Origin of the sequence: Ruminococcus sp. (genome assembly GCF_045129435.1) — a bacterium.
Taxonomy (GTDB): domain Bacteria; phylum Bacillota; class Clostridia; order Oscillospirales; family Acutalibacteraceae; genus Ruminococcoides.
In genome coordinates, this window is the sequence record NZ_JBGVJL010000192.1 from 1 (window position 1) to 7,122 (window position 7,122).

Here is a 7,122-nt window from a genome sequence, read left to right on the forward strand (position 1 = left end):
TGAGCGTGCCGGTATGATTAAGGGCAAGAACGGTTCTGTTACTCAGATTCCTATTCTTACAATGCCTAATGATGATATTACCCACCCAATTCCTGACCTTACAGGATACATTACAGAGGGTCAGATTGTACTTGACCGTTCATTACAGGGTCAAGGCCTTTACCCACCTGTAAGCGTACTTCCTTCACTTTCCCGTCTTATGAAGGACGGTATCGGTGAAGGCTATACAAGAGGCGATCATCAGGCTCTTGCAAACCAGCTCTTTGCTTCATATGCAAAGGTAATTGACGCTCGTTCACTTGCATCTGTTATCGGTGAGGAAGAGCTTTCCCCTATCGACAAAAAGTACATTGAATTTGGCAGACTGTTTGAATCAAAGTTTGTTAATCAGGGCTTCAACGAAAATAGAAGTATCGAGCAGAGCCTTGACCTTGGTTGGGAGTTACTCTCTACACTTCCAAGATCAGAGCTTGATCGTGTTGACGATCAGATTCTTGACAAATATTATGTTGAGAAATAACCGTCAGAAAGGAGTGCTGAGCATTTATGGCTGTACAGGCTGTACCTACAAAAGGTAATCTGATGAACACCAAAAAGTCGCTTGCTCTTGCCAAAAACGGCTATGAACTGCTTGACCGTAAGCGTAATATTCTCATCAGAGAAATGATGACGCTTATCGACCATGCCAATGCAATTCAGGAGAAGATCGACAACGCATATGAAGAAGCTTACATAGCACTTCAGACTGCCAATGTTACAAACGGCTTTTGCGATGACCTTTCAAACACGATTCCTGAGGAAGACTCATTAAAGCTTGATTCAAGAAGCGTAATGGGTGTTGAAATTCCTATTCTCACTATTGACGAGAAACAACCTCAGACCTACCTGCACTACGGACTGCGACTCACGAACTCAGGTATTGATAAAACCTATGAAAAATTTACAGAGGTTAAATATCTTACCGCCGAGCTTGCCGAGATTGAAAACAGTGTTTACCGTCTTGCAGTTTCAATCAAGAAAACACAAAAGAGAGCAAACGCTCTTAAAAACATTATGATTCCTAAATTTGAGGAAACCGTAAAGTTTATTTCTGATGCTCTTGATGAAAAGGAAAGAGAAGAATTCAGCCGTCTTAAAGTTATTAAGAGGACAAAGCTTAAAAAAGCACAGGCTGAAAAAGAAAAACAAGCACAAGCAGCTAATGCTTAAAAAAATCCCACTCCGAGAAATCAGAGTGGGATTTTAATATTTAAGGAAAAATTATTTTCAGTAGTTGGAATAAATTATAGTTTTGATAAAAGTTTTAGGATAAATAATAAAAAATTTAGGTCGAGCCTTTTTAAAGGCTCGTGGGTTTGGGCAACGCCCAAGAAAAGCTGTTTTCGTTGCAAATTTTCCGACACAAACAGCAACGCTGTTTGTGGCTAAAGCAAAGTTTGACAAAACAGGCGACAGCCATTAAAAAGAAATAATTCATTTATAAGAATAATGGCTTTTTATGATGCTATCGCATTATAAAGCTTTCGCTATTGTGTTCAAGCCACCAAACAGCCTGCTGTTTGGTTATCAAAATTTTGCATAAACTTATAGTATTTGTGGGCTATGCCCACACCCACAACCTTTAAAAAGGTTGACCAAATTTTTATGTTAGAGTAAAAAGTTTGTGCTAATTCAAAGAAAATTTTCGACCGTTGCTAAACCATAATTTACCCCAACTATTGAAAAAGAACCAACATAAAAAGGGTGCTCTCCGTATGGAAAGCACCCTTTTTATGCTTGTATTAAATTAACAGCAAAATTAAGCCTTAGGACCAGCCTCTACGAGAGCCTTACCGGCCTCGTTGCCTTCGTACTTAGCAAAGTTCTTAACAAAACGAGCTGCAAGATCCTGAGCCTTTGTTTCCCAGTCAGCAACATTTGCATATGTGTCGCGTGGGTCGAGAATAGCAGGATCAACGCCAGGAAGCTCTGTTGGAACTTCAAAGTTGAAGTGAGGAATTGTCTTTGTAGGAGCCTTTGTGATAGAACCATCAAGAATAGCGTCAATGATACCTCTTGTATCCTTAATTGAGATACGCTTGCCTGTGCCGTTCCAACCTGTGTTTACGAGGTAAGCCTTAGCACCGCTCTGCTCCATCTTCTTAACGAGCTCTTCAGCATACTTTGTTGGGTGAAGCTCAAGGAAAGCCTGACCGAAGCAAGCTGAGAATGTTGGAGTAGGCTCTGTAATGCCACGCTCTGTACCTGCAAGCTTAGCTGTAAAGCCTGAGAGGAAGTAGTACTTTGTCTGCTCAGGTGTAAGAATTGAAACCGGTGGAAGTACACCGAAAGCGTCAGCTGAAAGGAAGATAACATTCTTAGCAGCAGGAGCTGAAGATACAGGACGAACAATGTTGTCGATGTGGTTGATTGGGTAAGATACACGAGTGTTCTCTGTAACTGACTTGTCATTGAAGTCAATCTTACCGTCCTTATCTACAGTTACATTCTCAAGAAGAGCATCTCTTCTGATTGCATTGTAGATATCAGGCTCTGATTCCTTGTCAAGGTTAATAACCTTAGCATAGCAACCGCCCTCAAAGTTAAATACACCGTTGTCATCCCAGCCGTGCTCGTCATCACCGATGAGGAGTCTCTTAGGATCTGTTGAAAGTGTAGTTTTACCTGTACCGGAAAGACCAAAGAAGATAGCTGTGTTCTCGCCGTTCATATCTGTGTTAGCTGAGCAGTGCATTGAAGCAATACCCTTAAGTGGGAGGTAGTAGTTCCTCATTGAGAACATACCCTTCTTCATCTCGCCACCGTACCATGTGTTTACGATAACCTGTTCACGGCTTGTAATGTTGAACATTACAGCTGTTTCTGAGTTAAGACCGAGCTCCTTGTAGTTCTCAACCTTAGCCTTAGAAGCGTTGTAAACAACGAAATCAGGCTCAAAGTTCTCAAGCTCTTCAGCAGATGGCTTGATGAACATATTTGTTACAAAGTGAGCCTGCCAAGCAACCTCAACGATGAAACGAACTGCCATTCTTGTGTCGTGGTTAGCACCGCAGAATGCGTCAACAACATAAAGCTTCTTGTTTGAAAGCTCTTTCTTAGCAAGCTCTTTTACAGCTTCCCAAGCTTCCTGTGTTGCAGGGTGGTTGTCGTTCTTGTATTCATCAGAAGTCCACCAAACTGTGTCCTTTGAATTCTCGTCCATAACGATGAACTTATCTTTAGGTGAACGGCCTGTGTAAATACCGGTCATAACATTAACTGCACCAAGCTCAGTCTCCTGTCCAACTTCAAAGCCCTCCAAATCAGCCTTAGTTTCCTCTTTGAAAAGCTCTTCGTAAGAAGGATTGTGGATGATTTCAGTAGTACCGGTAATACCATACTTAGTTAAATCAATCTTTGCCATTTCAGTATCAACCTTTCTGTTTCTTAAATTACATAGTATCAAATTTGTACTGCGTTGCAATTACCAGGCAAGCATATACAGCAACCTATGTTCTTTAGTATTTTAGCATAAATTTATACCCTCGTCAAGCAAATTGCCAATTAATTTAGTGGGTTTTGTCACATTGTAGTTTATTCAACACGCATATTATATTTGTATATTGATAAATGGGGCAAAAAATGCTATAATGTTCTATTATAATCAGGTTTAATCTGTATATTCGGTTATTATTAAAATGCAATAAATTTTGCTTTGTCGGAGGATATTATGAGCCTTGTTGAATTTAAAGATGTTTACAAAATATACAAAATGGGTGAAATAACTATAAACGCTGTAGAGGGCGTTTCTTTTAATATTGAGCAGGGCGAGTTCTGCGTGGTTGTCGGTGCTTCGGGTGCAGGAAAAACTACTGTACTTAATATTCTCGGCGGAATGGACACCTGCACAAAGGGAAGTATTGTTGTAGGTGGCAGAGATATTAGTAAATTAAAGGATAAACAGCTTATTGAATATAGAAGATTTGACATCGGCTTTGTTTTTCAGTTTTATAACCTTGTGCCAAATCTTACCGCAAAAGAAAATGTTGAGCTTGCCACACAGATAAGCAAAAATCCTATGGACAGTATGAAGGCTCTCGAAAGCGTTGGACTTGCAGAAAGGAGTGCAAACTTTCCTGCCCAACTTTCCGGCGGTGAACAGCAAAGAGTTTCCATTGCACGAGCTCTTGCAAAGCGACCTAAGCTTTTACTTTGTGACGAGCCTACAGGTGCACTCGACTACAACACAGGCAGACAGATATTAAAGCTTTTGCAGGATACCTGCCGTAAGGAAAATATGACAGTAGTGCTGATTACCCATAACTCGGCAATTACTCCGATGGCTGACCACATTATAAAGATGAGAAGTGGCAAGGTAATTATGGATGTTCATAATGACGAGCCGAAAAATGTTGAAGAAATCGAGTGGTAATCCATATTTTCTGCGAAAGGGGAGATACTTTTGACTAAAACCCTGTTAAAAAACACATTCCGAGAGATTGCCAATTCAAAGGCAAGATTTGTTTCAATACTTGCAATCATTGCACTTGGAGTGGGATTTTTTGCCGGTATAAAGGCTACAGTTCCGTCAATGTACACTATGGCAGATGAGTATTATTCACAGTCACAGCTTATGGATTACAGACTTGTTTCAACTGTAGGTTTTAGTGATGACGATGTAAAAGAGGTCGCAAAGCTTGACAATGTAACAGATGTAATGCCGTCATATTTTGCCGACCTTGTGCTGAAATCAGCAGGCAACGGCGGTAACGGTAAGGTTATCAGAGTAACCGCCGCACCAAAAAACTATGAAAGCTGTAAAGCACTTAATACTTTGAATGTAAAAGAGGGAAGACTGCCTGAAAAGAAAGGCGAAATTCTTGTTGAATACGGAAGCGTGGGCAGCAGTGACTATAAGATTGGCGACAAGGTAACATTCAGAGATGAAAGCGGTGATTCAAACGCTCTCGATATGGTAGATACACTTGAATACACTGTAGTCGGCAAGGCAGAATCGCCAATGTATATTTCATATCAGAGAGGTTCAACCACTATCGGCAATGGTAATATAGCCGCCTTTATGTACATTTATCCGGACGATTTTGTGAGTGAAAGATATACAGAAATGTATGTGAAAACCTCGTATTCAGACGGCGAATATTCAGTGTTTGACGATGAATATTCCGATAATATAGAAAGCTTTACTTCTACTCTTGAAAACACAGCTGATTTACGCTGTGAAGTGTTTAATACAGATGTAATCGACAAGGCAAAGCAGGAGCTTGAGGACAGCAAAAACGACTATAATTCTGAGAAATCAGACGCAGTTGCAAAGCTTGACGAAGCGAAGAATAAGCTTGATAATTCAGAAAAGGAATATAATGATAAAATAAGCGAAGCACAAAATCAGCTTGATGACGCTAAAAAGCAAATTGATGACGGAAAAACTCAGCTTGAAAATTCAAGGAATGAATACGAAAACGGCATTGCGGCAGGTGAGAGTGAATTGGCTGATGCTCAGACACAGCTTGATAATGTAAAGGCTGAGTACAACAGCGGACTTGAAAATTTTAATGCAAAAATCAGTCAGGCAGAGGAAGAATTATCTGCAAAAGAAAGTGAATTTAACCTTGCAAAAGCTGAATTTGAGGAAAATCAGAAACCACAGCTTGAGGGTGCAATACAAACCTGTAATGCACAGATTGAAGCGTTGCAGTCACAGATAGCTGTTACGGAAGATGAGGAAACACTTGCAGCATTAAACGCTCAGCTTTCTCAGGTGCAGACCTTGCTCACAGATTGTCAGACAAAGCTTGCACAGGCTCAGGCACAGATAGACTATGCACAGGAGCAAATAAACAGCGGTAAACAGGAGCTTGAAACTCAGAAAGCAGAGGGACAGGCACAGCTTGATTATGCACTTGCACAGATTCAGAGTGCAGAGGCACAGCTTGAAAACGGCAGAGTAGAACTTGAAAATAAAAAAGCCGAGGGACAAACTCAGCTTTCACAGGCAGAAACTGACCTTACCACAGCAGAAGAAAAGTATAACAGCGGAAAGTCAGAACTTGAAGAGCAAAAGACAAACGGCAGGCAACAGCTTGATGACGGTTGGAAAGAATACAATGATTCAAAGGCTGAGGCAGACGAAAAATTTGCAGATGCAGAGCAAGAAATTGCCGATGCCGAAGATAAGATAAATAACCTTGCTGAACCTGAATGGTATGTTTTTGACAGAACAGACAATCCCGGTTATTCAACATTTGCTCAGAATGTTGAAAGACTCGGTGCGGTTGCCACAGTATTTCCAATGTTCTTTTTGCTCGTTGCAGTATTGGTGTGTGTAACCACAATGTCAAGACTTGTTGAGGAAAAGCGTAAGGAAATCGGCATATTAAAGGCACTCGGCTACAGCAATTTAAGCATAATAATGAAATTTGCCGTTTATGCGGTGTTTGCAGGTGTAATAGGCTGCACAGTCGGTGTACTTATCGGAATAAATACACTTCCATACATTATTTATAATGCTTATCAGATTATGTATTATATGCCTGATATCAGAATTGTTCCTGACGCACAGAGCATTATTTTAGGAGCGTTGGCAGCGGTACTTTGCACATTGCTTGTATCTGTAATAGTGTGTGTAAGAGAGCTTAGCCAGAGTTGTGCAAAGATTTTAAGACCAAAAACTCCAAAGGCTGGCAAGAGAATTTTGCTTGAAAGAATTACTCCGATCTGGAAGCATATGAATTTCTCTGCAAAGCTTACTACAAGAAATATTTTCAGATATAAATCAAGAATGTTTATGACAATTATAGGTATTGCAGGCTGTACTGCTTTGATTGTTGCGGCATTCGGACTAAAAAACAGCTTTATTCCTCTTACAAATACCCAATTTGGCGAGATATTCAAGTACAATGCGGTAGTTGTACCAAAAGAGGGAGGCACAGCAAAAGACCTTGACTATCTTAAAACCGCTATTAACAACACAGGTGATGCTTCAACAATTATGCTTGCAGGACAGCAGGAGGTTGTTGTTACAAAAGGCAAAGTCGTTAAGGATGAAAGCACCTACCTCACAGTTATGGAAGATCCGAACAGATTTTCTGAGGTAACAGAGCTTAGAACAAGGGGAGATAACAC

4 protein-coding genes and 1 pseudogene are annotated in these 7,122 nt (G+C 40.5%); 4 read left to right on the top strand and 1 reads right to left on the bottom strand.

What is annotated here, in order from left to right:
- Both ACJMMI_RS08740 and ACJMMI_RS08745 read left to right on the top strand, forming a co-directional pair.
- Positions 1-520, top strand: a pseudogene (locus tag ACJMMI_RS08740) (V-type ATP synthase subunit B); the annotation flags it as partial.
- A gap of 26 nt (positions 521-546) precedes the next feature.
- On the top strand, positions 547-1,209 hold the full coding sequence (locus ACJMMI_RS08745) for a V-type ATP synthase subunit D (RefSeq protein WP_405355000.1): 663 nt from the start codon (positions 547-549) through the stop codon (positions 1,207-1,209).
- Between the two features lie 589 nt (positions 1,210-1,798).
- On the opposite strand, the gene pckA is transcribed toward ACJMMI_RS08745, so the two are convergent.
- Positions 1,799-3,403 carry a phosphoenolpyruvate carboxykinase (ATP) gene (pckA, locus tag ACJMMI_RS08750; RefSeq protein WP_405355001.1) on the bottom strand — a complete coding sequence of 535 codons (1,605 nt, stop codon included), beginning with the start codon at positions 3,401-3,403 and terminating at the stop codon, positions 1,799-1,801.
- A gap of 306 nt (positions 3,404-3,709) precedes the next feature.
- Between pckA and ACJMMI_RS08755 the strand changes: the two genes are divergently transcribed.
- Both ACJMMI_RS08755 and ACJMMI_RS08760 read left to right on the top strand, forming a co-directional pair.
- Positions 3,710-4,411 (top strand): ABC transporter ATP-binding protein, encoded by a 702-nt coding sequence (locus ACJMMI_RS08755; RefSeq protein ID WP_405355002.1) that lies wholly within the window; start codon positions 3,710-3,712, stop codon positions 4,409-4,411.
- 30 nt (positions 4,412-4,441) lie between these two features.
- A partial coding sequence (locus ACJMMI_RS08760; protein WP_405355003.1) for an FtsX-like permease family protein occupies positions 4,442-7,122 on the top strand: 2,681 nt, incomplete at its 3' end.

Coding starts and splice junctions, on each gene's coding strand:
- ACJMMI_RS08745 (WP_405355000.1), top strand. CDS start 547: ATGGCTGTACAGGCTGTACCTACAAAAGGTAATCTGATGAACACCAAA.
- pckA (WP_405355001.1), bottom strand. CDS start 3,403: ATGGCAAAGATTGATTTAACTAAGTATGGTATTACCGGTACTACTGAA.
- ACJMMI_RS08755 (WP_405355002.1), top strand. CDS start 3,710: ATGAGCCTTGTTGAATTTAAAGATGTTTACAAAATATACAAAATGGGT.